The following is a 556-nucleotide window of genomic DNA, read 5'->3' as shown; positions in this document are numbered from 1 at the left end:
CGCGTCCGGCCGTCCCAGTCCCGGAAACGCGTGCGCGCCTCGACCTTGGCCCTGCCGCGGGCGATGAACGCGATCTCGCCGTACCCGCCGATCGGGATCCGCGGCCTACTCATGGTCGGCCTCGTGATGCTCCTCGAGCCACTGCTGCACGTCGCTGACCGCGAACCGCAGGTGCTTCCCGAGCTTGAACGCACGCGGCGCCCGGCCGGTCAGCCGCCAGTCGTAGATGGTCTGCACGGGGACACCGAGGTACTCGGCGAGCTCCTCGACCCCGATCAGGGGCTCGAGCCCCAGCTTCGTCGTACTCATGCCGAGTAGGTGGGCGAGCGCTGCCGAGCGAGCTCGAAGCGACCGGAACCAACGGTGCTGCGGCCCGGCTGGGCGACGCTGCGTACCTGTCAATGTGATGGGTAAACGATGGGATCGCATCTCGCCCCCAAAGCGAAAGTCCAGGTCAACCATGGGCTGACCTGGACTTTCTTCGTAGCGGGGGCAGTGTGCTGGTTCAGGACATCGGTCACACGTGTCTCACGACATCGTGGACGGATGTCTCACG

1 protein-coding gene is annotated in these 556 nt (G+C 66.5%); it reads right to left on the bottom strand.

Features of this window, described 5'->3' with window-relative positions; all coding sequences use genetic code 11:
• Positions 1–105 precede the first annotated feature (105 nt).
• A complete protein-coding gene (locus PZ894_RS11615) occupies positions 106–309 on the bottom strand; it encodes a helix-turn-helix domain-containing protein (protein WP_275744913.1) in 204 nt (67 codons plus the stop codon).
• Positions 310–556: the final 247 nt, after the last annotated feature.

The organism is Nocardioides sp. YIM 152315, from assembly GCF_029210375.1.
In the GTDB taxonomy this organism is placed as follows: Bacteria; Actinomycetota; Actinomycetes; order Propionibacteriales; family Nocardioidaceae; genus Nocardioides.
The sequence above is the reverse complement of the archived record's forward strand: the minus strand, read 5'-3'. Positions and strand labels throughout refer to the sequence as shown.

Coding starts and splice junctions, on each gene's coding strand:
- PZ894_RS11615 (WP_275744913.1), bottom strand. CDS start 309: ATGAGTACGACGAAGCTGGGGCTCGAGCCCCTGATCGGGGTCGAGGAG.